At 70.6% G+C, this 849-nt stretch carries 1 protein-coding gene; it reads left to right on the plus strand.

The genetic code is table 11. The features are described 5' to 3' along the window. Window positions 1–23: 23 nt before the first annotated feature. A partial coding sequence (locus ACVCAG_RS45780; RefSeq protein ID WP_447191675.1) for a polyketide synthase dehydratase domain-containing protein occupies window positions 24–849 on the plus strand: 826 nt, incomplete at its 3' end.

The following is an 849-nucleotide window of genomic DNA, read 5'->3' on the forward strand; positions in this document are numbered from 1 at the left end:
TCGATCATCCGTTGTTGAGTGCGGTGACGGAGGTCGCCGGTGGTGGGTCGGTGGTCTTCAGTGGCCGCTTGTCTCCTGCGGTGCAGCCGTGGCTGGCTGATCATGCGGTGAACGGGACGGTGTTGTTGCCGGGGACCGGTTTGCTGGAGCTGGTGTTGCGGGCCGGGGGTGAGGTGGGCTGGCCGCTGGTGCGGGAGCTGACGTTGCAGGCTCCGCTGGTGCTGCCGGTCGGGGGCGGGGTGCAGGTCCAGGTCGTCGTCGGCGCGCAGGAGGAGTCCGGCGGCAGGGCGGTCTCGATCCACTCGCGTCCGGAAGATGACCCCATGGCGCCGTGGACGGGGCATGCCGAGGGTCTGCTGGGTGCGGAGCCGCTGCCGGTGGCGGGGTTTGAGCTGGCGCAGTGGCCGCCGGTGGATGCGGTGGCGGTGGAGGTGGGCGATGCCTACGAGGTGTTGCTGGGCATGGGGTATGAGTACGGGCCGGTCTTCCAGGGGCTGAGGGCGCTGTGGCGGCGGGGTGAGGAGGTGTTCGCCGAGGTCGCGTTGCCCGAGCAGGCGCATGGGGACGCGGCGCGGTTCGGGGTGCATCCGGCCCTGTTGGACGCGGTGTTGCACGCGCCGTTGGTGGTCGGTGACGGGCAGACGGTGTTGCCGTTCTCCTGGGCGGGGGTGTGCCTGTATTCGGCCGGGGCGACCGAGGTACGGGCACGGATCGCGCGGGTGCGGGAGAACACGGTCGCTTTGACGATCGCCGACTCCACCGGTGCGCCGGTGGTGTCGATCGAGGCGTTGGCCGCTCGTCCGATATCAGCGGACCAGCTCACCACCGCCCACCGCACCGACTCACTGC

It is taken from the genome of Streptosporangium sp. G12 (assembly GCF_052983175.1).